The organism is Wigglesworthia glossinidia endosymbiont of Glossina morsitans morsitans (Yale colony) (assembly GCF_000247565.1).
Lineage (GTDB): Bacteria > Pseudomonadota > Gammaproteobacteria > Enterobacterales > Enterobacteriaceae > Wigglesworthia > Wigglesworthia glossinidia_B.
In genome coordinates this window covers 191,866-216,776 of the sequence record NC_016893.1, presented here as the reverse complement: position 1 = coordinate 216,776, position 24,911 = coordinate 191,866, and the positions used below count along the sequence as shown (strand labels likewise).

Below are 24,911 nucleotides of genomic sequence, written 5' to 3'. Positions count from 1 at the left end.
TTAAAATCTCCCTATATAATTAATAAAAAATTTTACAAAATTTAAGTCTTCAGGATAAGTAACTTTAATATTATCTGATCTACCTGGTATAAAATTTAATAAATAACCGCATTCTTCGAGCGCACTTGCTTCATCCGTAATGTGTTTACCTTGATGGTAGATGAAATTTAAGCAGTTTACTAAAATTTTTTTATTAAAAATTTGAGGAGTTAAAGCACGCCATAGATTTTTTCTTTGAACAGTATGTGTAATATAATTACCATAAGATTTTTTAATAGTATCATTTATAGGAGTAACTAAAATAGTTCCAGTAGAAGAATTATATAAGTTTTTAAACAATTGGTTAAGATCATTTTGATGTAAACAAGGACGTACGGCATCGTGAATTAAAACCCAATGCACTTTTTTAACATATTTTAAAGCGCATCGAACTGATTCTGCTCGAGATTCTCCTCCAAAAACAATATTTATTTTATTATTTTTTAATATTGGTAATGATTTATACCATCGATCTGTTTTATGAATGGCTATAATTATTTTTTTAATGCATATTTGTTTAACTAATAGATTTATAGAATGCTCTAATAATGTTTTATTTTGTATTTTTATATACTGCTTAGGGTATTTATATTGCATTCTTCTTCCTATACCTGCTGCAGGACAAATCGCTATCATATTAGGATAATTTTTTTTTTTATACATAATATAGTTTATTTTTGTATGTTCTTAACTTCTATTATACGGTAATAAACTTCGTTAGATTTGATCATATTTAATTCATTTCTTGCTCTTTCTTCAATAGCATCATTTTTATTTTTTAAGTAGTTAATCTCAATAATTAATTTTTGATTCCTCATTTTTTTTTGCAAATTTTTCTCAGATTGTATTTTGATTTCTTTTCGCACTTCTATTAAATGCATAATATTGTTTTTTCCATACCACAGAGAACTTTGTAAATAGAAAAAAATAAATAAAAATATATATTCAATTTTTTTATTTTTTATATGAGCAATAAATAATGTGGCATTTTTAATAATTTTATTACTGTTTATCATTGATTAATTGATTAAAATTTAAACTGATAATAATTATTAATTTATTAAATTGATTGTTGTTTCTTTTATTTATAATTTTACTGCATTAAATAATTTTTCGCATAATATGCAGACTTAGTATTTGGAAATTTTTGTATAATTTCTATTATACGACTATTTGATGCAGAAAAAGATTTTTTTTTAATATAAAAACGTATTATTTCTAAATTATATTTGGCTATTCTTTCATTAAGAATAACAACAAATTTTTTCGCATCTTGTATAAAAATGCTTTTAGGATAATCTTTAACAAGTTTTTTAAAACAATTTAATGCTAAATATGCGTATTTAGGATTAGAATCAATTTTTTTTATATAAAAAAAATATTTTGAAAAATTTTTATCATATTGCATATACACCAATCCTTGGATATAGATTAGAAAACTTGTATATATAACATCTTGATGGTATTTAATAAATTGATCAATAATCAAATCAAATAAATCTAAGTTTTCTAAATTATAATTTTTATATTTAAAATATAATCTAGTAATATCTTTTTCTGCTTTTTTCATATAAATGAAATTCTGATTTTTTTTCAAAAAATATAAATAAGTTTCAAATTTTTTTTTTCTACTATTATATAATTTATTATGATTCATATCGTATGCATGATGTGCATGAATATCTTGATCAAAATATATATTACAAAATGCATATTTAATTGAAATTAGATTAATTAGGATTATAAATATCCATTTTTTATTCAAAATAAATTTCTCGAATTAAAAATTTATAATTTTTATAGTATATTTATTTAAATTTTTTTTAAATAAGAAATATAAAATTTACATGTATTATACTAAATTATTAATTGCTAAAGTTCAAATGAATCAATTTGGAAAAAGATTAGACAGTATATCGGCAATTTTATTTCCTCAATATTCTAGAACAAAAATAAAAAAATTAATTATTGCTCGTAAAGTTAAAGTTGATAATTCATATATCGTTAATCCAAAAAAGAAATTAAAAGGTGGTGAAATAATAAAAATTCAAATAAACAAAAAAAAAAATGTTACACAATTGAAAAAAAATAAATTAAACATTTTATATGAAGATTATCATTTCATATTAATCAATAAACCTTCTGGATTAGTCGTGCATCCTGGATGTAAAAACAATAATAATACATTGCTTGATATAATACTACATTATTACCCTGATACAAAAAATTTAAATCGATCTGGTATTGTGCATAGACTAGATAAAAATACTACTGGTTTAATGATAATTGCAAAAACATATCAAGCGCAAAATTATTTTTATAAAGAATTAAAAAATAAAAAAATAATTCGAGAATACAGGGCTATTGTGCATGGAAAAATTATTTTTCATGGCACAATTAGCGCTCCGATTATGCGTGATAAAAAATTTAAAACTCTTATGAAAGTAGATATCAAAGGAAAACCGGCTACTACTCACTACCAAATCATTAAAAGTTTTTCACAATATACTTATCTTAAAGTATATTTAGAAACTGGTAGAACACATCAGATTCGAGTGCATATGGCACATATAGAGCACCCTGTTGTTGGTGATATAAAATACATAAAAAATAAAGTTTATTGTTATAATCCACTATTAAAAATTAGTAGGCAAGCATTGCACGCAAGAAAACTTAAATTTATGCATCCTACAAAGCGTATTTCTATGCAATTTAAATCAAATTTACCAGAAGATATGTATCTTTTATTAAAAAAATTAATTTTTTTAAATAAGCGTTAAAATAATTATCAATTCAAAAAAATGAATTTTTTATTATTTTAAATGCAATTAATATAAGTTAAAATGAAAAAATTAAAATTTTATTTATTTTTTTTGCACATAAAATTCGTGCATAACATTTTTTTAATTAATAAAATAAATTTAAAATACTAAAAAATTGACAATTATCGAAATAAATTTGTTATTAAATTAGAGAATATATGTGTTAAATTTTTTTTCTAATATGTTTAAAAAATATTCAACTATTAAAAAAATTTTTATTTGAAAAAATAAATTCTATAAAAAATTAATATTTAAAATAAATTCTTTTATAAAAATAAAAAAATTAAATAAATTAAAATAATCTGATACAAAAATATTAAAATTATATATAAAAAAATAAATTTTTTATAATATTAATTTAAATTTAAATAAAATATTCATCTAGTTCAAATACAGTATAATTTTATTAAAAACACAACAGTCTTCGAAATTAAGATGTAAAAAAATATATTGTATACTTTTTTTAAAGATTAATTTAACTAAAAAATTTTTTATAAATTATTAACATATTTTTGAATAATGTTTATATTCAATTTGAATTAGTACATTCAATATTTAAAAAATTAAATTTTAAATTATTAATATTTAATAAAAATAAAAACATATATTTTTTAATTTATTTTTTATTAAATTAATAAAATAACATTATATATTTTTATTGTTAGATTCTTTTAGCATTGAAGCAATTTGTTTTTCAGTGATTCGAAATAATAAAGGTTGAAATTTATTAATATGATGTAATTTTAAAGGAGTTTTAATATCGTTCCAATTAAGATCTTTGTTAAGAAATATTTCTGATTTACGTGCTAAATTTGGCAAAATAGGTTTTAAATAAACCATGATAATATAAAACATATTAATACCCATAGAAGATATTTCGTGTATATAATGATTATTTTGTTTTATATTTTTTGCAAGTTTCCAAGGCGCTTTGTTATTTAAATATTGATTGGCTAAATTAGATAACTTAACAATTTCATTAATCACGAGATATATGTTTTGTTCTTGAAAATGTTTACTTATAATAGTTTTTGCATTAGTAAATTTAGTATACAATGAAAAATTTTCAACATTTTCAGATAAACAATTATGAAAATATTTATTAATAAAACTAGCGCTTCTAGAAGCTAGATTAATTATTTTATTAATAATGTTTGAATTTATTTTATGCATAAATTCAGTAAGATTAAAATCTATATCTGTTATACATGTAGATATTTTCGAAGCATAGTAATACCTTAAATAATCTGAATCAAAATATTTTAAATAAACTGTCGCACCGATTAATTTTCCACTAGATTTAGACATTTTTTTACCATCGAAAGTTACATGTCCATGAACAAATAGTTTTGTAGGTTTACGAAAATTAATTCCATGTAAAATTGATGGCCAAAATAAACTATGAAAATAAATAATATCTTTTCCAATAAATTGATAAATTAAATTTTTGGAATTCATTGTCCAAAATTCTTGGAACAAAATTTTTTTGTTTTTTTCTTTGCATAATTTTCGTAATGTACTTAGATAAGCAATAGGTGCGTCAAACCATACATAAAAATATTTTTCTAAAATGTACGGTATTTTAAATCCAAAATATGGAGAATCTCTTGAGATGTTCCAAGGTTGTAATCCTGATTTAAACCATTCTTTTATTTTATTTATGATTTCATAAGTTATTACACCGGAATGAATCCAGATTTTTAAAAATTTTTCGAAATATGGTAAATCAAAAAATAAATGTTTTGATTTTTTTATGACTGGAATAGAATTAGATAAAATTGATTTTGGTTGAATTAATTCGATAGAAGAATATGTTGCGCCACATATGTTACAATTATCGCCAAATTGTTGTTTAGAAAAACATTTTGGACATGTACCTTGAACAAACCGATCAGATAAAAACATATTTTTCTTAATGTCATACAATTGAAAAATTTCTTTCTCAATAATTAATTTTTTCTTTTTTAAAATTTTATATATTAGGATGCATAGTCGATAATTTTCTTTACTATGTGTTAAATAATATTTATCATAACAAATATTAAATTTTAGTAGATCTTTTTTATGTTTATTATACATTTTTAAAATCATTTTTTCTGGAACTATTCCATTTTTTTGAGCTTTCAACATAATCGGAGTACCATGACTGTCATCAGCGGAAATGAAATAGACTTCATGACCTTTCATACGATGATATCTTACGCAAATATCAGCTTGTACATGTTCTAAAATATGTCCGATATGTAATTCTCCGTTAGCATACGGTAAAGCACAAGTGATCAAAATTTTTTTATTCGTATTCATAATATTAAAATTATTTAAAAATTATTTACTATAATAATAAACGATGTGTATTTTTTATTTAATATGCTTAAATTTTATAACATTTATTAATACAGTATATATTTTATATAAAGACATGTTAATATCTAAGTTGAAAATATATTAAAAATATTATTGTTTAATGTTTATATATAAAATTATATGTTTAAAATTTGTTTTTTTTGATTATAAAGATTAAGGATAATTATGCGATTATGCGATCATGATATAGAAAAATGGTTAAATAAAAATCAGTTAGTTATAATTCCAAGACCTTCAAAAAATAGAATTAATGGAGCTACGGTAGATTTAAAATTATCAAATAAATTTCAAATTTTTACGGGATATAAAATAGATTATATTGATGTTGAACTTATTTCATCAAAAAATAATCACGATATGTTGCAACAAAAAATTACTCATCAAATTGAAATTAATGAAGGAGAAATATTTTTTTTACATCCAAAAGAACTAGTATTAGCGTTAACTGTGGAACATATTACTTTGCCGGATAATTTAGTTGGATGGTTGGATGGAAAATCTTCATTAGCTCGCTTAGGATTAATGGTACATGCTACTTCTCATAGAATTGATCCTGGGTGGTCAGGTCAAATTGTATTAGAGTTTTACAATTCTGGTAAGCTACCAATAGGACTACGTCCCAATATGTTAATTGGAGCAGTAAGTTTTGAATTACTGACAGGTTCTGCTATTCGACCTTATAATAAAAAAAAACATTCTAAGTATCTGTATCAATCAGAAATAGTAATTAATAAATAATTTTTTACTTAATTAAAATTTTGAATAAAATATATTATTATATATAATATATTTTTTATTATATTTAATATTTATTTTATTTTTTTTTAAACCTGTAAATTCTCATACTTTTATACGTTCTATATTTTATATATTTAATTAATTTATGTAAATTATAAAAAATTATTAATTTGATATAAATTTTCAATATTAAAGAAAATAAAATATTATAATGCGTTAATTATGTATAATAGGGAAAATGTATATGAATAAACTACTTTTGGTAGATGACGATCATGAATTGATTGATTTATTAAAAGAACTATTAGAATTAGAAGGATTTGAAATACAGGTAGCATATGATGGAGAACAAGCACTTTCTAAATTGAATAATGCAATCGATTTGTTACTTTTAGATATCATGATGCCAAAGAAAAATGGAATAGATACTTTAAAAGAAATTCGCCAAAAAAAGCATCATATACCTATTATTATGTTAACTGCACGTGGCAGCGAATTAGATCGTATTCTAGGATTAGAACTGGGAGCAGATGACTATTTAACAAAACCATTTAACGATCGCGAGCTAATAGCACGTATTAGGGCAATTTTAAGACGTTCATATTGGTTTGCTCAAAAAACTATCGGTAAACAATCATCTGTATTTGTTGATTTATTAAATCTCAATCCAGGAAGACAAGAAGCGTGCTTTGGAAATATTAATTTAGATTTAACAGGTACAGAATTTTCGTTATTATTCTTATTAGCACAAAATTTAGGTCAAGTAGTATCTAGAGAATATTTAAGTCAAGAAGTTTTGGGAAAAAAATTAACTCCTTTTGATAGAGCAATTGATATGCACATTTCTAATTTAAGAAAAAAACTTCCTCCAAGAAAAGATTTAAGACCTTGGTTTAAAACACTTAGAGGCAAAGGATATTTAATGGTATCTGCCACTTAATTAATCATGTTTAATTTTTTGTTTATATATGTTATTTATGTTATAAAATGATAAATTTAAGTTAATACTTAAAATGTAAAATTTATTAGAAGTTTTAGATTTTTATAAATTATTTTTATAAATTTTTTCGCATACATTTTTATGAGAAATTCAAAATTTTTTAAAAAAAATATTTAATATTATAAAAAATATTATGCACAAAATTATTTTTTTATTTTATATAAAAAAGTATACTATTATAGTATAAACATAATTAAATGTTATATTGTAAGTATAATTTACATTTATATATCAAAAAATAACTTAAATTGTAGAATTAAATCTAATTTTGTATATATAATACATGATATGCAAAAAAATCAAATATATTTTATTAATACTAAAAGTATTTCTTCAAACTTTTTTAATTTAATCTTAAATTATCCAACTGAATTTTTTATTTTTATTATTGCAGTACACGTTCTTGTAATATTCTGGATATATTGGAATTTATCTAAGATAACAAAAAAATTTAAATATGCTATCAATTTAGTTGCAAAAGGTAATCGTAAAAAATTTCCAGAATTAGAACGTGGACCAAAATCAATATTATCTATTGGTATTAAATTTAACAATATGATATATGCATTAGATTGCACTGAAAATATGCAAAAATGCTTATTATCTGATATCTCGCACGAGCTATGTATACCTCTGACACGATTAAAATTAATTACAGCATTAATAAGAAGACGATACGGAGATGTATTCGAAGCATCTCGCATTGAAATTGAAATAAATAGATTAGACTACATAATTAAAAATTTGTTTATTTTATCAAGAAATCATATTCAAATAGAAAATTCTAAAAATTTATTACAACTTTGTACATTATGGAATAATGTTTTAGTAAATTCGCAATTTGAAGCGGATAAACAAGGAAAAATTTTAAAAATTATTTCTTTGCCTAAACAAGGTTATATAATAGGAGATTTAGATGCATTAGAAAGTGCACTAGAAAATATTATTAGAAATGCAATAGAATATTCTAATAAAAAAGTCTCTGTTGCTTTTTATATGCGAAACAGTCAGGTTGTTATTATCGTAGACGATGATGGTCCGGGAATTAAAAAAAATATACGAGAAAAAGTTTTTCAGCCTTTCTACACAATTGATAATAATCGTTCTGAAAATAGAGGTATAGGTTTAGGATTAACAATTTCAAAAAAAGTTATTCTTCAACATAATGGAAATATTCAAATTGACAAAGGTCCTTTGAAAGGATTAAGATTAATTATTTCTATCCCAACAATACATAAAAAAACTCTGAAACATAATCTTTAATTAAAAAACAATCTGCTTAAGAACTTTATGTCTAATTTTTAAAATTATTAATTTAAATGCAATTCTATTTATATACTCTAATTCTTGAAAGTAACTTTAAAGCTGATTTTTTTACTGTTTTATTTAAATATAATACTTGATAAACTTGTTCTACAATAGGCATTTCTATGCTATATCTAGAAGATAGCATTAAAATTTCTCGAATGTTTTCATATCCTTCTATAACTTGTCCAATTTTTAATTTTGCTGCTTCTATAGTATATCCTTGAGCTAATAGCATACCAAAACGACGGTTTCGTGATTGATTTTCTGTGCAAGTAAGTATTAAATCACCTACTCCAGACATACCCATAAACGTACATTTTTGGGCACCCATTATTTTTCCTAAATTAGACATTTCTAATAATCCTTGAGTAATTAATGCAGTTCTTGCATTTGGTCCCATTCCAATACCATCTGACATTCCTGATGCAATAGCAATAACATTTTTAATCACTCCTCCTAACTGAACTCCAATTAAATCGGAGCTGCTGCATATTTTTAAATGTTTATTACAATTTAATTTACTAATTAAATTTTTACATTTTTTTTCACAATTGCTGGCTAAAACCATCGCTGTAGGTAATCCAATAGCTAAATAATATGCAAACGTTGGTCCTGATATCACAGATAAGCAAATTTTTTTTCCTAAAATTTCTTGAGCTACTTCTTGCAACAATCTACCTGTTTTTGGTTCTAAACCTTTTGTTCCCCAAATTACGCATGCGTTGATACGCAGAAATGGTTTTATTTTAATTAAAGTATCTTTAAAGGCACTACTCGGTACTGCAATTAAAATTGTATCGCTCGATAACAGAGCATGTTTTAATGAAAATATAATATTTAATGTCGGAGGAAAAAATATTTTAGGTAGAAATTTTTTATTACAACGGTTTAATTTTAAAGATTGCATATGTTTTTGATTTCTACCCCATAAAAAAACTGTATTTTTATTTTTAGACAAAATAATTGCTAAAGCTGTTCCATATGCTCCAGATCCGATAACAGTAATTGCACAATTACTCAAAATTTATTCCTTTTATATCAAAAAATTAAGTAAAATTTTTAATTTATATTATTTAAATACACATTTTTATTGTATAATTTTCTTATAGATATATTATATTTGTTTATTAAATAATTTTAGATAAAATTTTTATATAGAAAAAATTACGACATTCTATAGTTGAAATTTAGTAATTATAATTTATTTAAATAAATTGTTTTCTTTTAAAAGAATACATAAATCATCATAACCTCCAATATGTTTTTTATTAATAAAAATTTGAGGAACAGTTTTTCGATTACTTTTTTTAATCATTTCTAATAGATAAATTTTGTTTAATTCAATATCAATTTCTTTATAAAAAATATTATGTTTTTTTAAAAGTAATTTAGCTTCCTTACAATAAGGACAGGAGTGTTTTAAATATATTTGAGCTATATACATAATTTAAATATCTCGTATCATTTTATTATTTTATTAACGGTAAATTATCTAATTTCCATCCATTTATACCATCTTCTAAAATGTATATTTTAAAATTTTTTGATTGAAGAATTTTGTTAATTTTTTTGAAAATTTTTTTTGATAGTTTTCCATTTTCACAAACTAAAATTAATGTTTTTTTGCTACTATTTTTTTTATCAAGAATTTTTGTTTTAATATGATCAAAATTTAAATTTAAACTATTTATAATATGTCCATTAGAATAGTCTTCTGGATTTCTTAAATCAATTACAATTGCATGACGACGATTCATTAAAGTAATAGCGGAATGTTTGGATATTACATGCATTTTATTTATTTTGTTTTGTATAAAATTGAATAATAATAAGATAAGAAAGGATAGCCAGACTAAAAAAAGTATAGTATGATGTTCTATGAAATAAATCAATTTTTGCATAAAAATATCTCAAGTACTATAAAATATATAAAGTATTAAATAATTATTCATTATATACTTAATTACATAAAAAATCGAATTGACTGTCGCTTAAAAAATTAAATTTTTTATTGCATAAAATTTTATCGTACAAATACTTATACGTATAGAAACACAAGGTAAAATGTTTTAATTTTTATTAATTTTATGTAAAAACTTATTAAAAAAAATGAAATTTTTTGTTTATTTTATATTTTACAAAAAATTTAATAAATACTTTAATGAAATAAAGGTATCATAATGTAAAATTTATTTAAAACAATATTAAATAATAGATTAATAAATAACAATTGATATTGTAACAAAAAAAGACATCTTTTAATTAAAAAAATAAATAAATTTTTACTTAGTAAACAAAAAAATAAAATCTTTAAATAGATCTTGATTCTTATTGAGATTGCAGTTACATTTAATTATAAAAATAAAATTTTTATATTTTGATTAACTAACTTTTTGCATTAAATACATGTTAATTTTGATAAAATTAACATTTTATAAAAATCGTTTTTTATAAAATTTATAATTCTAAATGCATTCTATAAAAAATTGCAGTTTACTTTTACTATTAAATTATTGGAGTTCTGTTTCATGCAAAATCAAAGGATTCGTATTCGATTAAAAGCATTTGATCATCGTTTGATTGATCAATCGACGTCCGAAATTGTTGAAACAGCAAAACGTACTGGCGCACAAGTACGCGGACCTATTCCACTTCCAACGAGAAAAGAACGGTTTACTATTTTAATTTCTCCTCATGTAAATAAAGACGCAAGAGATCAATATGAAATTAGAACTCATAAAAGATTAGTAGACATAGTTAAACCAACAGAAAAAACTGTAGACGCATTGATGCGTTTAGATTTAGCAGCCGGAGTAGATGTGCAAATTAGTCTTGGTTGAATAAAATATTAAAATTACAAAGGATAATTCAATATGTACGGTCTAGTTGGACGTAAAATAGGTATGACTCAAATATTTAATGCGCAGGGTCAAATCATTCCAGTAACAGTAATTCAAATTCATGAAAATCGAATAGTACAAATCAAAAACATGCAAAATGACAAATATTCAGCGATTCAGATTACTACAGGAATAAAAAATTCTAAAAATATTAATAAATCAATTATCGGTCATTTTAAAAAGGCGAATATATCTTTAGGGAGAGGATTGTGGGAATTTCGAATAAATAAAAATCATGACTTACATGTAGGACAAAAATTTTCTATAGAAAATTTAAACAAAACAAAAAAAGTTGACATTACAGGTATATCTAAAGGTAAAGGATTCTCTGGTACAATGAAGCGATGGAACTTTAGCGGACAAGACGCTTCTCATGGAAATTCTTTGTCTCATAGAGCTCCAGGATCTATCGGACAAAATCAAACACCAGGAAAAGTATTTAAAGGCAAAAAAATGTCCGGACAACTTGGATGTAATAAAATTACAATTCAAAACATAGTTATCATAAAAATAGACGTAAAAAATGAATTATTATTAGTTAGAGGATCTGTTCCTGGTTTTAATAAGTCAGATTTAATTATTAAACCAGCTGTAAAATATTTTTCGAATGATCATGATATTAAATTGTAGGATCAAAGGATTATGTAATGGAGATCATATGCGTAGACACAAAAGAAAAAATTAATCTTTCCGAAAAAATATTTGGACTTAAATTTAATGAACCACTTATACATCAAGTAATTAATTCTTCTCAAAATACTCAACGTCAAGGTACCAGTGTACAAAAAAGTCGATCCGATATAACTGGTTCTGGAAAAAAACCTTGGCGTCAAAAAGGAACTGGTCGAGCAAGAGCAGGAAGTACAAAAAGTCCAATTTGGAGATCCGGAGGAGTTACATTTGCAAAAAAAACAAGAAGCTATAAACAAAAAATTAATAAAAAAATGTATCAAAGCGCTTTAAAAAGTATATTGTCAGAATTATTAAGACAAAATAGACTAATATTAGTAAAAAATTTTTTTGTAGAATCTGAAAAAACAAAAAATTTATCAAAAAAATTGCAGTATATGGGATTAAAAAATGTTTTAATTATATCTGATAAAATAGATAAAAATTTGATTTTAGCTTCACGTAACTTACATAAAATAAATGTTTCTGATCCAATAAAATTAAATCTCATTAACTTAATTACACATAAAAAAGTTCTTATTACAGAAGATGCTGTAAAAAAATTTGAGGCAATGCTAACATGAATTATCAAGAACGTATTCTCAAAATACTAAAATCTTCATATTCTTCAGAAAAATCATCAATACTTTCTGAAAAGTATAATATTGTTACTTTTAAAGTATTAAAAAATGCAAAAAAATCAGAAATAAGAGATTCTATTAAAAAAATTTTTAATATACAACCAAAATCTGTTAAGACATTAACAATTAAAGGTAAACAAAAAAAATATAAAAATTTTTCTGGTAAAAGAAAAAATTGGAAAAAAGCTTATATAATTTTTGAAAAAAATCAAAATATTAAAACTATGAAAAATATCGAATAAACTTGGTATATTTTAATGACATTAAATAAATGTAAGCCCACCACTCCCAGTCGTCGACACACTGTAAAAATAGTAAATTCAAATTTATATAAAGGTAAATCAATATCTAAATTAACTAAAAAATTAAATAAATCTGGAGGCCGAAACAATCAAGGACATATTACTACAAGACACATCGGAGGAGGTCATAAAAAAAAATATCGAATAATTGATTTCAAACGTACTAAAGATAACATTGTTGGAAAAGTAGCACGATTAGAGTACGATCCAAATCGATCGTCACATATAGCTCTTGTTGTATATCAAGATGGAGAAAAAAAATATATTCTTGCAGCAAAAGATCTTCATATTGGGGATAAAGTTCAATCCGGTATAAATGCACCAATAAAGATCGGAAACGCATTACCAATGAAATTATTTCCAGCAGGATCAATTGTACACAATGTAGAATTAAAATTAGGTAAAGGCGGACAGATAGCGCGATCAGCAGGATCATATGTGCAGATTATTACGCACGAAAAAAATTATGTTATTATTCGATTAAGATCAGGTGAAACACGTAAAGTTTTCAATAAATGCAGAGCAACATTCGGAGAAGTCGGAAATGATAAACATATGCTAATTTCTCTCGGAAAAGCAGGAGCAAAACGTTGGAGAGGTATTAGACCAACTGTTCGAGGAACAGCTATGAACCCGGTAGATCATCCACATGGTGGAGGAGAAGGAAGAAATTTCGGAAAACATCCAGTCTCTCCATGGGGAGTTCAAACTAAAGGGAAAAAAACAAGAAGAAACAAACGTACCGAGCAATACATATTGCATCATAGAAAATCAAAAAAACAATAACAAGGATTTAATAAATATGCCTCGTTCTTTAAAAAAAGGACCATTTATAGATTTTCATTTATTAAAGAAAATAGAAAAAATGCAAACATCTGAAAAAAAAAATCCGATTCGCACATGGTCACGGCGTTCTACTATATTTCCATCTATGATCGGAATGACAATTGCAGTTCATAACGGCAAACAACACGTCCCTATTTTCATAGGAGAAGAAATGGTAGGACATAAATTAGGCGAATTTGTACCGACTAGAACTTATCGTGGGCATTCTGCTGATAAAAAAATAAAAAAGCGCTAAGGAGCTATCTATGGAAGTATATTCTCATCATCGTTATGCTAGATCTTCAGCACAAAAAATACGCTTAGTTGCCAATTTAATTCGAGGAAACGATGCCTCGAAAGCTTTAAAAATACTAAAATTTTCTAAAAAAAAATCAGCTAATTTGATAAAAAAAGTATTAAAATCTGCTATTGCAAATGCGGAACATAACGAAGGTATAAATATAAAAAATTTAAAAATAAAAAAAATATACGTTAATGTTGGTCCTAGTATGAAACGCGTTATGCCACGTGCTAAGGGTCGTTCAGACAGAATTTTAAAACGTACCAGTCATATTACAATCGCTTTATCTGAAAAAAAAGTTTAGGAGATTATACTTATGGGTCAAAAAGTTAATCCAAATGGAATTAGATTGGGAATTATTCAATCATGGCGTTCTACATGGTATGCAAATACTAAAGAATTTGCAAAAAACCTAGCTAGCGACTTTAAAGTGCGGACATTTCTTAACAAAACTTTGTTAAAAGCATCCATATCTAAATTAATTATTGAACGCCCAGCAAAAAGTATTCGTGTAAATATATATACAGCAAGACCTGGAATAGTAATCGGAAAAAAAGGAGAAGATGTAGAAAAACTTAGAAAAAAAATTTCTACTATAACCGGAGTTCCAGCACAAATTAGTATTACTGAAATTAAAAGACCAGAGCTTGATGCAAAATTAGTATCTGACAGTATTGCATCACAATTAGAAAGAAGAATTATGTTTCGTAGAGCAATGAAGCGTGCTGTTCAAAATGCTATGAGATTAGGCGCAAAAGGTATTAAAGTAGAAGTTAGCGGTAGATTAGGAGGTTCAGAAATTGCTCGTACAGAATGGTATAGAGAAGGTAGAGTGCCCCTACACACTTTTCGTGCAAACATTGATTATAGCACATCTGAAGCGCATACAACATATGGAATTATTGGTATAAAAGTTTCAATTTTTAAAGGAGAAGTGTTAGGTAGCATATCACCATATAAAAAACAAGAAATGCCTAATATATCTAAAAAAAACATTTATCGAAAAGTTAGAAAATAAAAGGAATGTTTTCATGTTACAACCAAAACGTACGAAATTTAGAAAAATGCAAAAAGGTCGCAACAAAGGATTATCAATAAATTCTAAAATTAATTTTGGAAAATTTGGATTGAAAGCTATTGATCGTGGAAGATTAACATCACGTCAAATAGAATCTGCACGTAGAGCGATGGCAAGATCAATTAAAAGGCAAGGAAAAATTTGGATTTGTGTATTTCCAGATAAACCGATTACAAAAAAACCACTTGAAGTACGTATGGGTAAAGGAAAAGGAAATGTAGAATATTGGGTAGCTTTAGTACAACCTGGAAAAATACTGTATGAAATAGATGATGTTTCGGAAGAAATAGCACGATCAGCATTTAAATTAGCAACAGCAAAACTTCCCATTACAACTACATTTGTTACAAAAATGGTGATGTAATGAATCTAAAAAATCTAAGAAAAAAAAATAAAAAAGAACTTAATGCTGAATTATTAAATTTATTGCGTGAACAATTTAATTTACGTATGCAAGCTGGAAGCGGGCAATTGCAAAATACACATCTTTTAAAAGAAGTACGACGTAATCTTGCACATGTAAAAATGTTGCTTAATGAAGAAAAGGAAAAAAAATAATAATGAAAAAGAAAAATATTTCAATCCTTAAAGGACAAGTAATAAAAAATAAAATGCAGAAATCTATTGTTGTATCAGTAAAAAAACTAATGCGCCATCCTATATACGGTAAATTTATAAGAAAAACCACAAAATTACATGTACATGACGAACTCAACGTAAGTAAGATTGGAGATATTGTTGAAATACAATCATGTAGACCAATTGCTAAAACAAAATCATGGAAATTGAAAAAAATTAATAAAAAAAATGTTTAAATATATCTAAATTCATATAAAATTTAACTTAAGTTAAAGTTTTTTAATAACTTATTTTCTCAAAGGTGTACAATGATTCAAGTACAGACTGTATTATCAGTAGCAGACAACTCCGGAGCACGCTCCGTAATGTGTATTAAAGTGTTAGGAGGATCTCGTCGACGTTATGCAAGAATAGCCGACATTATAAAAATTGCAATAAAAGATGCTATTCCGCGTGCAAAAGTAAAAAAAGGAGAAGTTTTAAAAGCAGTAGTAGTAAGAACTCGAAAAGCACTAGTTAGATCAGACGGTTCAGTAATAAGATTTGATAGAAATGCTTGCGTTTTACTGAATGATACTACTGAACAACCGATCGGAACCAGAATCTTCGGGCCAGTAACACGCGAATTAAGAATAGAAAAATTCATGAAAATTATTTCTTTAGCACCAGAAGTATTATAAAATAACGGAAAATTTTTATATATGGCAAAAAAAATTAAAATTAATGACGAAGTTATTGTGAGAAGCGGAAAATATAAGGGAAAAAAAGGAAAAGTTAAAAAAATAATTGATTCTAAAAAAGCAATAGTAGAAGGTATCAATTTAGTTAAAAAAAATCAAAAACCTAATCCCAACACGCAACAATCCGGTGGAATTATAGAAAAAGAACAACCAATTTCTTTATCAAATTTAGCAATATTTAATTTCGATACACAAAAATTAGATCGTATTGGATTTACTAATAAAAACGGAATAAAATACCGAATGTTTAAATCTAACAAAAAATTGATTAAATAAGGAATTTTTATACCATGCAATTTAAGCAATATTATAAAGATCATATATTATTTAAATTAAAAGATAAATTAAATTACAAGTCTATCATGCAAGTGCCAAAAATTATTAAAATTACATTAAATATGGGAGTAGGTCAAGCTATTTCTGATAAAAAACTTTTAGAAAATGCAGTAAATGATTTAACATTAATTTCTGGACAAAAACCATATATTACAAAAGCAAAAAAATCTTTAGCTAGTTTTAAAATTCGTCAAGGTCATCCGGTAGGATGTAAAGTAACATTACGAAACGCACATATGTGGAATTTTTTTCAAAAACTAGTTTGTATTGCTATACCAAGAATTCGAGACTTTCGAGGATTTCCTATAAGATCTTTCGATCAATTTGGAAATTATAGTATAGGAATTAAAGAGCAAATTATTTTTCCAGAAATAGATTATGACAAAATTGATAGAATTCGAGGATTAGATATAACAATTACTACTTCTGCAAAATCAAAAAAAGAAGGCTATATGTTACTATCTTCCTTTACTTTTCCATTTAGTAAATGAGAGGTGTATACGTGACAAAAAAATCCGTACAAGAACGTGAAAAAAAAAGAATAAAGTTAGCGAATATTTTTTTTAAGAAAAGAAAAAAATTAAAAAAAATTATTACAGATAAAAATTTATCTAACGATATCAGATGGAAAGCAATTTTACAATTACAATCTTTACCAAGAGACTCCAGTCCATGTCGTCAAAGAAATCGATGCAGTCAAACTGCTCGACCACATGCATTTTTAAGAAAATTTGGACTTAGTCGAATCAAGCTAAGAGAATCTGCGATGAGAGGAGAAATTCCCGGATTACGTAAAGCGAGTTGGTAATTAAATAATTATCGGAGAGTATTATGAGTTTACAAGATCCAATTGCAGATATGCTTACTCGTATTAGAAATGGACAAATTTCAAAAAAAAAATTTATTTATATGCCATCTTCTAATTCAAAAATATCAATTGCTAATGTATTAAAAAATGAAGGATTTATAGAATCATATGAAATAAAAAATGAAATAAAACCTATATTAAAATTAGTACTTAAATATTTTAAAGGAACTCCAGTAATAGAAAAAATTAAAAGAATTAGTTCTCCAGGATTAAGAATTTATAAAAATAAAAAATCTTTGCCGCAAGTAAAATCAGGCATGGGAATTGCTATTATTTCTACTTCTAAAGGGATCATGACTGATAAAGCTGCACGAAATCTTAATCTGGGCGGAGAAATTATCTGTTATGTAGAATAAATACGGAGAAAAAATGTTTCGTATAGCTAAAATGCCAATTTTAATTCCAGAAAAAGTTAATGTTAATATATTAAAAAAAAATATCACAATTAGTGGAATACATGGAGAATTAAATCAAAAATTGCATTCAGGAGTTCATATATCAAAAATTAATAATACAATTAAATTGGCTCCGAAACAATTAAACTCTAATTTTTTATGGATTTTGACCGGAACCATGCGATCAATAATAAATAATATGATTATAGGAGTAACTCAAAAATTTACCAAAACATTAATCATTTCAGGAATAGGATATCGTGCAAATATTACTAATAATCAACTAGTTATGTCTTTAGGATTTTCTCATATAATCAATGTGAATATACCAGAAAATATTTCTGTAAAATGCACAAGTTCAAATGAAATTATTTTAACTAGTATTGACAAGCAAAAAATGGGACAATTTGCTGCAAATATTAGAAATTATAAAATCCCAGATCCATATAAAGGAAAAGGTATTCGATATTCATATGAAATTCTCAAAATAAAAGAAACTAAAAAAAATAAATAATATGAAAAAAAAAATAGCGCGCATTAAAAGAGCGACAAAAACACGTAAAAAAATTAGAACATTAAATATATCAAAACTTTTAATACATCGTACTTCTAAACATATTTATGCGCAAATTATATCTCCTGATTGTTCGTATGTATTAGCAAGCGCTTCAACTTTAGAGAAAAAAATTATGAGCATATTGAAAAATTCAGGAAATAAAAAAGCTGCTGAAATAATTGGTAAAAAAATTGCAGAACGTGCTTTAAATAAAAATATTACAAAAATAGCATTTGATCGTTCTGGATTTAAATATCATGGTCGTGTTAAAGCTTTAGCGGAAGCAGCTAGAAAATTTGGACTAAATTTTTAATATTAAGAAGGTTGATATGGCTAAAATCGAAAAACATTCCGGAGAATTACAAGAAAAATTAATTTCTGTTAATCGTGTTTCTAAAACAGTAAAAGGAGGAAGAATTTTTAGTTTTACTGCACTTACTGTGGTAGGAGATTGCCAAGGACGTATTGGATTTGGTTATGGAAAATCCAAAGAAGTTCCATCTGCTATTCAAAAAGCAATGGATAAAGCTAAAAAAAACATGATAAAAATTCCAATCATTTTTAAAACTTTGCATCATGAAATTCAAGGAATATACACAGGATCACGTGTATTTATGAAACCAGCATCAGAAGGAACAGGTATTATTGCTGGGGGTGCAATGCGAGCAGTTTTAGAAGTTTCAGGAATACATAATGTATTAGCAAAAGTTTATGGATCTACAAATCCTATTAATGTTGTACGAGCTACTATTAATGCATTAAAAAGTATGAAATTTCCTAAATATATTGCTGAAAAACGCGGTAAATCTATTGAAGAAATATTAGGAAAAAATTTTCAATGACAAAATTTATCAAAATTACTCAAACTAAAAGCGTAATTAGTTGTTCAAAAAAACATAAATCTACTCTTATAGGAATCGGTTTGCGTCATATTGGACATACCGTAGAGAGAAAAAAATCTAAAAGATTGCTAGGAATGATACATTCCATTTCTTATTTGCTCAAAATAGAGGAATAAAAGTGTACTTAAATACTATTTCACCATCACCAAATTCCAAACGTGTTAAAAAACGTAAAGGCAGAGGAATTGGGTCAGGAACAGGAAAAACAGGAGGGCGCGGCCATAAAGGTCAAAAATCTCGATCTGGAGGTAAAGTGCGAAGAGGTTTTGAAGGGGGGCAAATGCCTTTATATAGACGTTTACCAAAATTTGGACATACGATATCTCGCAAATCACTTTTAATTAAAGAAGTACCCTTATCTCAATTAAAAAAAATTCAAGATACTATCATAGATCTGAAATTATTAAAAAAACGTAAAATTGTTAGTTTAAAAATTAAAAAAGCAAAACTAATTTTTTCTAGAAATTTTAATAAAAAAATAAAAGTAAAAAATTTATATGCAAGTAAAGGCGCTAAACGTGCAATTGAATTAGCGGGTGGGAAAATTGAATAATTTACTAAATTATAAAAAAAAATCTCAATTTAATATAAAAAAAAATAAAAATAATTTATTTGAGTTAAAAAATAGATTAATTTTTGTAATTTTTGCATTAATTATATTCCGTATTGGTTCATTTATTCCAATTCCAGGAATCGATACAAATATACTTTCAAATTTAATTGAACAACAAAAAGGCACAATTATTGAATTATTTAACATGTTTTCCGGTGGAGCATTAAGTCGTGCTTCAATTTTTGCCTTAGGTATCATGCCGCATATTTCAGCTTCAATTATTATACAATTGTTAACGATAATACATCCAAAATTATCTGAAATAAAAAAAGATGGAGAATTTGGAAGACGTAAAATTAATGAATATACAAGGTATAGTACATTGATATTAGCTATCATACAATCTATGAGCATTGCAATTGGACTACCAAATATGCCTGGTATGCAAGAATTAGTGATACAAAAAGGCTTAGAATTTTATATTACTACTATTACCAGTTTAGTATCTGGTACGATTTTTTTAATGTGGTTAGGCGAACAAATTACTTCACGTGGAATAGGAAATGGAATTTCGTTACTTATTTTTTCAGGCATTGTTGCTGGATTACCAATAGACATAATTCAATCTATTGAAAAAGCAAGACAAGGAGATTTAAAAATTTTAACTATTTTAGTATCTATGACATTAATTTTTATAATTACTTTTTTTGTTGTGTTCATTGAACGTGGACAACGTAAAATTACAGTGAATTATGCTATGCGACAAAAAGGAAGAAAAATTTACGCTGCACACATCACACATTTGCCATTAAAAATCAATATGTCAGGGGTAATACCAGCAATTTTTGCTTCTAGTTTAATCTTGTTTCCAGCTACTATAGCATCGTGGTTCGGAGGAGGAATTGGATGGTCTTGGTTAACATCTCTTGCAGCATATTTAGAACCAGGACATTTATCATATTCTATTATATATGCATGCGCTATTATATTTTTTTGTTTTTTTTATACTTCATTAGTTTTTAATTCAAAAGATACTGCAGATAATCTAAAAAAATCCGGAGCATTTATTTCCGGAATTCGTCCTGGCGTTAAAACAGCACAATATATTAATAAAATTATGATGCGTCTCACTTTAATAGGATCTACTTATATAACATTAATTTGTTTAATGCCAGAATTTTTTAGAGTATTTGTACAGGCTCCATTTCATTTCGGAGGAACATCATTACTAATAGTAGTAGTTGTTATTATAGAATTTATGACACAAGTACAAACTTTAATTATGTCTAGCCAATATAGTTCAGTATTAAAAAAAGCAAATCTTAAAAATTTTACTAAATGATCTGAGGATTTTATGAAAGTACGCGCTTCTGTAAAAAAGTTTTGTCGTAATTGTAAAATTGTTAAACGTAAAAGAGTAGTTCGAGTATTATGCATATCTGACGCAAAACATAAACAGCGTCAAGGATAAATTTATGAATAAATTTTATAGATTAAAAGATTAATTTTTAGTACAATTAAAACTCGTCTATAAATTTAATTTTTAACCATTCAAGTATAGGAATACAGTATTGGTACGTATAGCAGGAATAAACATTCCAGAAAAACAACAAATAGTAATTGCGTTAAAAAATATTTACGGAATAGGAAATATTCTTTCGAAAAAAATATGCAAAAAAACAGGAATAAAATTAAACACAAAAGTAAATTCTTTAAGTAATTTAGAATTAGAATCAATTCGTACAGAAATATCAAAACTTAAAATCGAAGGAGATTTACGTAGAGAAGTTACTTTAAATATAAAAAGACTGATAGATCTCGGAACTTATCGAGGATTAAGGCATAAAAAAAATCTTCCAGTACGTGGTCAGCGAACGAAAACTAATGCACGTACCAGAAAAGGACCTAGAAAAGCAATTAAAAAATAATTCGGAATTATAAAAAAATGTCTAAACAAATAAGCGCTAAATTTGCAAAAAAAAAGAACAAAAAACAAATTTTAGACGGAATAGCGCATATTCATGCATCTTTTAACAATACAATTGTCACAATTACTGATCGACAAGGAAATACATTAGGATGGGCTACATCTGGAGGATCTGGATTTCGTGGATCTAGAAAATCTACACCATTTGCCGCACAAGTTGCCGCAGAAAAATGTTCTGAAATAGCAAAAGAATATGGCATAAAAAATTTAGAAATTATGGTTAAAGGACCAGGTCCAGGACGTGAATCTACAATACGCGCTTTAAATGCTGCTGGATTTCGAATTACTAATATTACAGATGTTACACCGATTCCTCATAACGGATGTCGTCCGCCAAAAAAACGTCGTGTTTAATTTTCAACTTTTTCAATACAGGTTATAAACAAATAAATGGCCAGATATTTAGGACCTATGCTTAAATTAAGTCGCAGAGAAGGTACGGATTTATTTTTTAAATCTGGAATTCGGGTAATAGAAACAAAATGCAAAATCGATCAATTGCCCGGACAACACGGGATAAAAAAACCAAGATTATCTGATTACGGAATACAATTAAGAGAAAAACAAAAAGTACGTAGATTATATGGAATATTAGAAAAACAATTTAAAAGATACTATAAAAAAGCTTCCAGAATGAAAGGGAACACCGGAGAAAATTTATTAAAAATATTAGAAAATAGATTAGATAATATAGTATATAGAATTGGATTTGGAACAACTCGAGCAGAATCTCGACAATTAATAGTACACAAATCAATTACAGTAAATAAAAAAATTATCAATATACCATCGTATCAACTCAAAATCAATGATGTTGTTCAAATACATCCTAATTCTAAAAAACAATCTCGTATACAAGCATCAATAGAAATATCGGAACAACGAGAAAAACAATCTTGGATCGAAGTTGACTTAATTAAAATGCAAGGAATATTAAAAAAATTTCCTGAACGTTCAGAGTTATCTTCAGAAATCAATGAACATTTAATTGTTGAACTTTATTCAAAATAACAATTTTGATATTAGAGAGATTGTAATATGCAGAATTCTATAACAGAATTTCTTAAACCCAGACTAGTTGACATTGAACAAATTAGTAGAACACATGCCAGAATAACGTTGGAACCTTTGGAGCGTGGTTTTGGACATACATTAGGAAATGCTCTGCGCCGAATTTTATTGTCTTCAATGCCAGGATATGCAGTTACAGAAGTAGAAATCGATGGAATATTGCACGAATATAGTATTAAAGAAGGAATTAAAGAAGATATACTAGAAGTATTATTAAACCTGAAAGAACTTGCAGTCATTATACAAAGTAACAAAGATAGTGCAATTTTATCGTTATCTAAATCTGGTATCGGCAAAGTGACTGCTTCAGATATTATAAACGATGGAAGCATCGAAATATGTCGTCCAGAACATATTATATGTCATTTAACGCATGAAAATTCATCAATTAGTATGCGTATAAAAGTACAAAGAGGTCGTGGATATGTACCAGCAGTTTCTCGTATGCACGTAGAAGATCGTCCTATTGGAAGATTATTATTAGATGCATGCTATAGTCCAGTAGAAAGGATTTCATATAATGTGCAAGCCGCTCGAGTAGAACAACGTACAGATTTAGATAAATTAATTATAGATATGGAAACAAACGGCACTATTGATCCAGAGTCTGCGATTCGTCGTGCAGCAACTATTTTATCAGAACAATTAGAAGCTTTTATTGATCTTAGAGATGTTCGTCAACCAGAGATAAAAGAAGAAAAACCAGAATTTGATCCTATCTTGCTTAGACCAGTAGACGATTTAGAATTAACAGTAAGATCTGCAAATTGTCTTAAAGCGGAATCTATTCATTACATCGGAGATTTAGTACAAAGAACCGAAGTCGAGTTATTAAAAACACCTAATTTAGGAAAAAAATCTCTTACAGAAATTAAAGATGTTCTAGCAACTCGTAATTTAACTCTTGGTATGCGTCTTGATAATTGGCCTCCAGATAGTATTTCTTAATATTCTAAAAAATTGTTTAAGGTGAATTATGCGTCATAAATATTCAGGTAGACACTTAAATCGTGATTCTAGTCATAGAAAATCTATGTTTAGAAATATGATAATTTCATTAATACGTCATGAAATAATTTATACTACATTACCAAAAGCTAAAGAACTACGTAAGATTCTTGAACCTCTAATTACATTATCAAAAATAGATACCTTATCGAATCGGAGGGGAGCATTTTCAAAAATTAGAAATAATGAAATTGTTTCAAAATTATTTAATACTATAGGGCCTCGTTTTATTAAAGTAAAAGGAGGATATCTAAGAATATTAAAAAATGGATACAGAAAGGGAGATAGTGCATATATGGCATATATAGCTTTAAACGATTATAAAAAAAATACATAATTTTATAAAATTTTATTGAAAATAAAATAAATATATTTTTAATATTTTAAATAAGTTCATTCAAGAAAGTTTTAGAAAATATTTTATAAAGTAAATTACATAAATATATTTTAAAATTAAATTAGTAAATTTAATTAATTACTTTAGGAATTTTTTATGCAAATTGAACAAACTTTATCAATAATTAAACCAAATGTTATAATTAAAAATTCTATTGGTTCTATCATAAGCCGTTTAGAAAAAGCAGGGCTATTTATTGTTGCGTCTAAAATGATTAAATTAAATTGGGAAAAAGCAGTATCTTTTTATATAGAGCATAAAAATAAATCATTTTTCGAAGATTTAATACACTTTATTAGTTCGAGTCCTATTATAGTACAAGTACTAGAAGGATATAATGCAGTTCAAAGAAATAGAGAAATTATGGGAAATACAAATCCAAAACTCGCTTTATCTGGAACATTAAGATCAGATTATTCTGACAGTATTGTTGAAAATAGTATACATGGTTCTGATTCTATAATATCAGCTAAAAAAGAAATAAATTTTTTTTTCAAAACAAAAGAAATTTTTTCTCGTATATAAAGCATCA

The 24,911-nt window shown here is 25.7% G+C and carries 40 protein-coding genes; 33 read left to right on the top strand and 7 right to left on the bottom strand.

The genetic code is table 11. The features are described 5' to 3' along the window. From ispD to bamD, 3 genes are all read right to left on the bottom strand, one after another. A complete protein-coding gene (ispD, locus tag WIGMOR_RS01095) occupies window positions 1-702 on the bottom strand; it encodes a 2-C-methyl-D-erythritol 4-phosphate cytidylyltransferase (protein WP_014354004.1) in 702 nt (233 codons plus the stop codon). Window positions 703-710: 8 nt separating this feature from the next. Next, window positions 711-1,055 (bottom strand): septum formation initiator family protein, encoded by a 345-nt coding sequence (locus WIGMOR_RS01090; RefSeq protein ID WP_014354003.1) that lies wholly within the window; start codon window positions 1,053-1,055, stop codon window positions 711-713. Window positions 1,056-1,132: 77 nt separating this feature from the next. Next, entirely contained in the window at window positions 1,133-1,804 is a 672-nt protein-coding gene (gene bamD, locus WIGMOR_RS01085) for an outer membrane protein assembly factor BamD (RefSeq protein WP_014354002.1), read from the bottom strand. 82 nt (window positions 1,805-1,886) lie between these two features. Here bamD and WIGMOR_RS01080 point away from each other — a divergent pair, with 82 nt between their 5' ends. Next, a complete protein-coding gene (locus tag WIGMOR_RS01080; protein ID WP_014354001.1) occupies window positions 1,887-2,819 on the top strand; it encodes an RluA family pseudouridine synthase in 933 nt (310 codons plus the stop codon). Between the two features lie 687 nt (window positions 2,820-3,506). Here the strand turns inward: WIGMOR_RS01080 and metG are convergent. After that, the gene (gene metG / locus WIGMOR_RS01075) at window positions 3,507-5,165 is read right to left on the bottom strand and encodes a methionine--tRNA ligase (RefSeq protein ID WP_014354000.1); all 1,659 of its coding nucleotides are present in this window, start codon (window positions 5,163-5,165) and stop codon (window positions 3,507-3,509) included. A gap of 225 nt (window positions 5,166-5,390) precedes the next feature. Here metG and dcd point away from each other — a divergent pair, with 225 nt between their 5' ends. The 3 genes from dcd (at window position 5,391) to WIGMOR_RS01060 (ending at window position 8,226) form a co-directional block, all read left to right on the top strand. Beyond that, window positions 5,391-5,963 carry a dCTP deaminase gene (dcd, locus tag WIGMOR_RS01070; protein WP_014353999.1) on the top strand — a complete coding sequence of 191 codons (573 nt, stop codon included), beginning with the start codon at window positions 5,391-5,393 and terminating at the stop codon, window positions 5,961-5,963. A 244-nt stretch (window positions 5,964-6,207) separates the two neighbouring features. After that, window positions 6,208-6,903: an envelope stress response regulator transcription factor CpxR gene (cpxR, locus tag WIGMOR_RS01065; RefSeq protein ID WP_014353998.1), complete on the top strand. Its 696-nt coding sequence runs from the start codon at window positions 6,208-6,210 to the stop codon at window positions 6,901-6,903. Between the two features lie 348 nt (window positions 6,904-7,251). After that, entirely contained in the window at window positions 7,252-8,226 is a 975-nt protein-coding gene (locus WIGMOR_RS01060) for an ATP-binding protein (RefSeq protein ID WP_014353997.1), read from the top strand. A 64-nt stretch (window positions 8,227-8,290) separates the two neighbouring features. Here the strand turns inward: WIGMOR_RS01060 and gpsA are convergent, their stop codons facing one another. From gpsA to WIGMOR_RS01045, 3 genes are all read right to left on the bottom strand, one after another. Next, entirely contained in the window at window positions 8,291-9,292 is a 1,002-nt protein-coding gene (gene gpsA / locus WIGMOR_RS01055) for an NAD(P)H-dependent glycerol-3-phosphate dehydrogenase (RefSeq protein WP_014353996.1), read from the bottom strand. 180 nt (window positions 9,293-9,472) lie between these two features. After that, window positions 9,473-9,715, bottom strand: a complete 243-nt coding sequence (gene grxC, locus WIGMOR_RS01050; protein WP_014353995.1) for a glutaredoxin 3 — start codon at window positions 9,713-9,715, stop codon at window positions 9,473-9,475. A gap of 25 nt (window positions 9,716-9,740) precedes the next feature. Next, window positions 9,741-10,064, bottom strand: coding sequence for a rhodanese-like domain-containing protein (locus tag WIGMOR_RS01045; RefSeq protein WP_184486947.1), 324 nt, complete (start codon window positions 10,062-10,064; stop codon window positions 9,741-9,743). 735 nt (window positions 10,065-10,799) lie between these two features. Between WIGMOR_RS01045 and rpsJ the strand changes: the two genes are divergently transcribed. The 29 genes from rpsJ (at window position 10,800) to ndk (ending at window position 24,904) form a co-directional block, all read left to right on the top strand. Further along, the gene (gene rpsJ / locus WIGMOR_RS01040; protein WP_014353993.1) at window positions 10,800-11,111 is read left to right on the top strand and encodes a 30S ribosomal protein S10; all 312 of its coding nucleotides are present in this window, start codon (window positions 10,800-10,802) and stop codon (window positions 11,109-11,111) included. Between the two features lie 33 nt (window positions 11,112-11,144). Further along, window positions 11,145-11,801 carry a 50S ribosomal protein L3 gene (gene rplC, locus WIGMOR_RS01035; protein WP_014353992.1) on the top strand — a complete coding sequence of 219 codons (657 nt, stop codon included), beginning with the start codon at window positions 11,145-11,147 and terminating at the stop codon, window positions 11,799-11,801. A gap of 17 nt (window positions 11,802-11,818) precedes the next feature. Further along, complete coding sequence (gene rplD / locus WIGMOR_RS01030) at window positions 11,819-12,424, top strand: 50S ribosomal protein L4 (RefSeq protein ID WP_014353991.1); 606 nt, start codon at window positions 11,819-11,821, stop codon at window positions 12,422-12,424. Continuing rightward, entirely contained in the window at window positions 12,421-12,723 is a 303-nt protein-coding gene (rplW, locus tag WIGMOR_RS01025) for a 50S ribosomal protein L23 (RefSeq protein ID WP_014353990.1), read from the top strand. The genes rplD and rplW overlap by 4 nt, the downstream gene beginning before the upstream one ends. A 15-nt stretch (window positions 12,724-12,738) precedes the next feature. Next, window positions 12,739-13,569: a 50S ribosomal protein L2 gene (gene rplB, locus WIGMOR_RS01020; protein ID WP_014353989.1), complete on the top strand. Its 831-nt coding sequence runs from the start codon at window positions 12,739-12,741 to the stop codon at window positions 13,567-13,569. A 16-nt stretch (window positions 13,570-13,585) separates the two neighbouring features. Continuing rightward, the gene (gene rpsS, locus WIGMOR_RS03525; RefSeq protein WP_014353988.1) at window positions 13,586-13,864 is read left to right on the top strand and encodes a 30S ribosomal protein S19; all 279 of its coding nucleotides are present in this window, start codon (window positions 13,586-13,588) and stop codon (window positions 13,862-13,864) included. Window positions 13,865-13,874: 10 nt separating this feature from the next. Further along, on the top strand, window positions 13,875-14,213 hold the full coding sequence (gene rplV / locus WIGMOR_RS01010) for a 50S ribosomal protein L22 (protein ID WP_014353987.1): 339 nt from the start codon (window positions 13,875-13,877) through the stop codon (window positions 14,211-14,213). Window positions 14,214-14,225: 12 nt separating this feature from the next. Then, a complete protein-coding gene (rpsC, locus tag WIGMOR_RS01005) occupies window positions 14,226-14,927 on the top strand; it encodes a 30S ribosomal protein S3 (RefSeq protein ID WP_014353986.1) in 702 nt (233 codons plus the stop codon). A gap of 13 nt (window positions 14,928-14,940) precedes the next feature. Further along, complete coding sequence (gene rplP / locus WIGMOR_RS01000; RefSeq protein WP_014353985.1) at window positions 14,941-15,351, top strand: 50S ribosomal protein L16; 411 nt, start codon at window positions 14,941-14,943, stop codon at window positions 15,349-15,351. Then, on the top strand, window positions 15,351-15,545 hold the full coding sequence (gene rpmC, locus WIGMOR_RS00995) for a 50S ribosomal protein L29 (protein ID WP_014353984.1): 195 nt from the start codon (window positions 15,351-15,353) through the stop codon (window positions 15,543-15,545). The genes rplP and rpmC overlap by 1 nt, the downstream gene beginning before the upstream one ends. A gap of 2 nt (window positions 15,546-15,547) precedes the next feature. Then, window positions 15,548-15,802 carry a 30S ribosomal protein S17 gene (gene rpsQ, locus WIGMOR_RS00990; RefSeq protein WP_014353983.1) on the top strand — a complete coding sequence of 85 codons (255 nt, stop codon included), beginning with the start codon at window positions 15,548-15,550 and terminating at the stop codon, window positions 15,800-15,802. 72 nt (window positions 15,803-15,874) lie between these two features. Next, a complete protein-coding gene (gene rplN / locus WIGMOR_RS00985; protein WP_014353982.1) occupies window positions 15,875-16,246 on the top strand; it encodes a 50S ribosomal protein L14 in 372 nt (123 codons plus the stop codon). A 21-nt stretch (window positions 16,247-16,267) separates the two neighbouring features. Further along, complete coding sequence (rplX, locus tag WIGMOR_RS00980; protein ID WP_014353981.1) at window positions 16,268-16,582, top strand: 50S ribosomal protein L24; 315 nt, start codon at window positions 16,268-16,270, stop codon at window positions 16,580-16,582. Window positions 16,583-16,596: 14 nt separating this feature from the next. Further along, window positions 16,597-17,133 carry a 50S ribosomal protein L5 gene (gene rplE, locus WIGMOR_RS00975; RefSeq protein WP_014353980.1) on the top strand — a complete coding sequence of 179 codons (537 nt, stop codon included), beginning with the start codon at window positions 16,597-16,599 and terminating at the stop codon, window positions 17,131-17,133. An 11-nt stretch (window positions 17,134-17,144) separates the two neighbouring features. After that, window positions 17,145-17,450 (top strand): 30S ribosomal protein S14, encoded by a 306-nt coding sequence (gene rpsN / locus WIGMOR_RS00970; RefSeq protein WP_014353979.1) that lies wholly within the window; start codon window positions 17,145-17,147, stop codon window positions 17,448-17,450. Window positions 17,451-17,473: 23 nt separating this feature from the next. Beyond that, entirely contained in the window at window positions 17,474-17,866 is a 393-nt protein-coding gene (gene rpsH / locus WIGMOR_RS00965) for a 30S ribosomal protein S8 (protein ID WP_014353978.1), read from the top strand. A gap of 13 nt (window positions 17,867-17,879) precedes the next feature. Beyond that, window positions 17,880-18,419, top strand: a complete 540-nt coding sequence (gene rplF / locus WIGMOR_RS00960; protein WP_014353977.1) for a 50S ribosomal protein L6 — start codon at window positions 17,880-17,882, stop codon at window positions 18,417-18,419. A 1-nt stretch (window position 18,420) separates the two neighbouring features. Continuing rightward, on the top strand, window positions 18,421-18,774 hold the full coding sequence (gene rplR, locus WIGMOR_RS00955) for a 50S ribosomal protein L18 (RefSeq protein ID WP_014353976.1): 354 nt from the start codon (window positions 18,421-18,423) through the stop codon (window positions 18,772-18,774). Window positions 18,775-18,790: 16 nt separating this feature from the next. Further along, window positions 18,791-19,303, top strand: coding sequence for a 30S ribosomal protein S5 (gene rpsE, locus WIGMOR_RS00950; protein WP_014353975.1), 513 nt, complete (start codon window positions 18,791-18,793; stop codon window positions 19,301-19,303). After that, a complete protein-coding gene (rpmD, locus tag WIGMOR_RS00945) occupies window positions 19,300-19,479 on the top strand; it encodes a 50S ribosomal protein L30 (protein WP_014353974.1) in 180 nt (59 codons plus the stop codon). Before rpsE ends, rpmD begins: the two co-directional genes overlap by 4 nt. 2 nt (window positions 19,480-19,481) lie before the next feature. Beyond that, window positions 19,482-19,916, top strand: coding sequence for a 50S ribosomal protein L15 (gene rplO / locus WIGMOR_RS00940; protein WP_014353973.1), 435 nt, complete (start codon window positions 19,482-19,484; stop codon window positions 19,914-19,916). 34 nt (window positions 19,917-19,950) lie between these two features. Then, window positions 19,951-21,258, top strand: a complete 1,308-nt coding sequence (gene secY, locus WIGMOR_RS00935) for a preprotein translocase subunit SecY (protein ID WP_041944153.1) — start codon at window positions 19,951-19,953, stop codon at window positions 21,256-21,258. A gap of 12 nt (window positions 21,259-21,270) precedes the next feature. Further along, entirely contained in the window at window positions 21,271-21,387 is a 117-nt protein-coding gene (gene rpmJ / locus WIGMOR_RS00930; RefSeq protein WP_014353971.1) for a 50S ribosomal protein L36, read from the top strand. A 100-nt stretch (window positions 21,388-21,487) separates the two neighbouring features. Continuing rightward, a complete protein-coding gene (rpsM, locus tag WIGMOR_RS00925; protein ID WP_014353970.1) occupies window positions 21,488-21,844 on the top strand; it encodes a 30S ribosomal protein S13 in 357 nt (118 codons plus the stop codon). A 17-nt stretch (window positions 21,845-21,861) separates the two neighbouring features. Beyond that, window positions 21,862-22,257, top strand: coding sequence for a 30S ribosomal protein S11 (rpsK, locus tag WIGMOR_RS00920; RefSeq protein WP_014353969.1), 396 nt, complete (start codon window positions 21,862-21,864; stop codon window positions 22,255-22,257). A gap of 36 nt (window positions 22,258-22,293) precedes the next feature. Next, entirely contained in the window at window positions 22,294-22,914 is a 621-nt protein-coding gene (gene rpsD / locus WIGMOR_RS00915) for a 30S ribosomal protein S4 (protein WP_014353968.1), read from the top strand. A 27-nt stretch (window positions 22,915-22,941) separates the two neighbouring features. After that, a complete protein-coding gene (locus WIGMOR_RS00910) occupies window positions 22,942-23,922 on the top strand; it encodes a DNA-directed RNA polymerase subunit alpha (RefSeq protein WP_014353967.1) in 981 nt (326 codons plus the stop codon). Between the two features lie 28 nt (window positions 23,923-23,950). Beyond that, window positions 23,951-24,319 carry a 50S ribosomal protein L17 gene (rplQ, locus tag WIGMOR_RS00905; RefSeq protein WP_014353966.1) on the top strand — a complete coding sequence of 123 codons (369 nt, stop codon included), beginning with the start codon at window positions 23,951-23,953 and terminating at the stop codon, window positions 24,317-24,319. A gap of 156 nt (window positions 24,320-24,475) precedes the next feature. After that, window positions 24,476-24,904, top strand: a complete 429-nt coding sequence (ndk, locus tag WIGMOR_RS00900) for a nucleoside-diphosphate kinase (RefSeq protein WP_014353965.1) — start codon at window positions 24,476-24,478, stop codon at window positions 24,902-24,904. The last annotated feature ends 7 nt before the right edge of the window (window positions 24,905-24,911 follow it).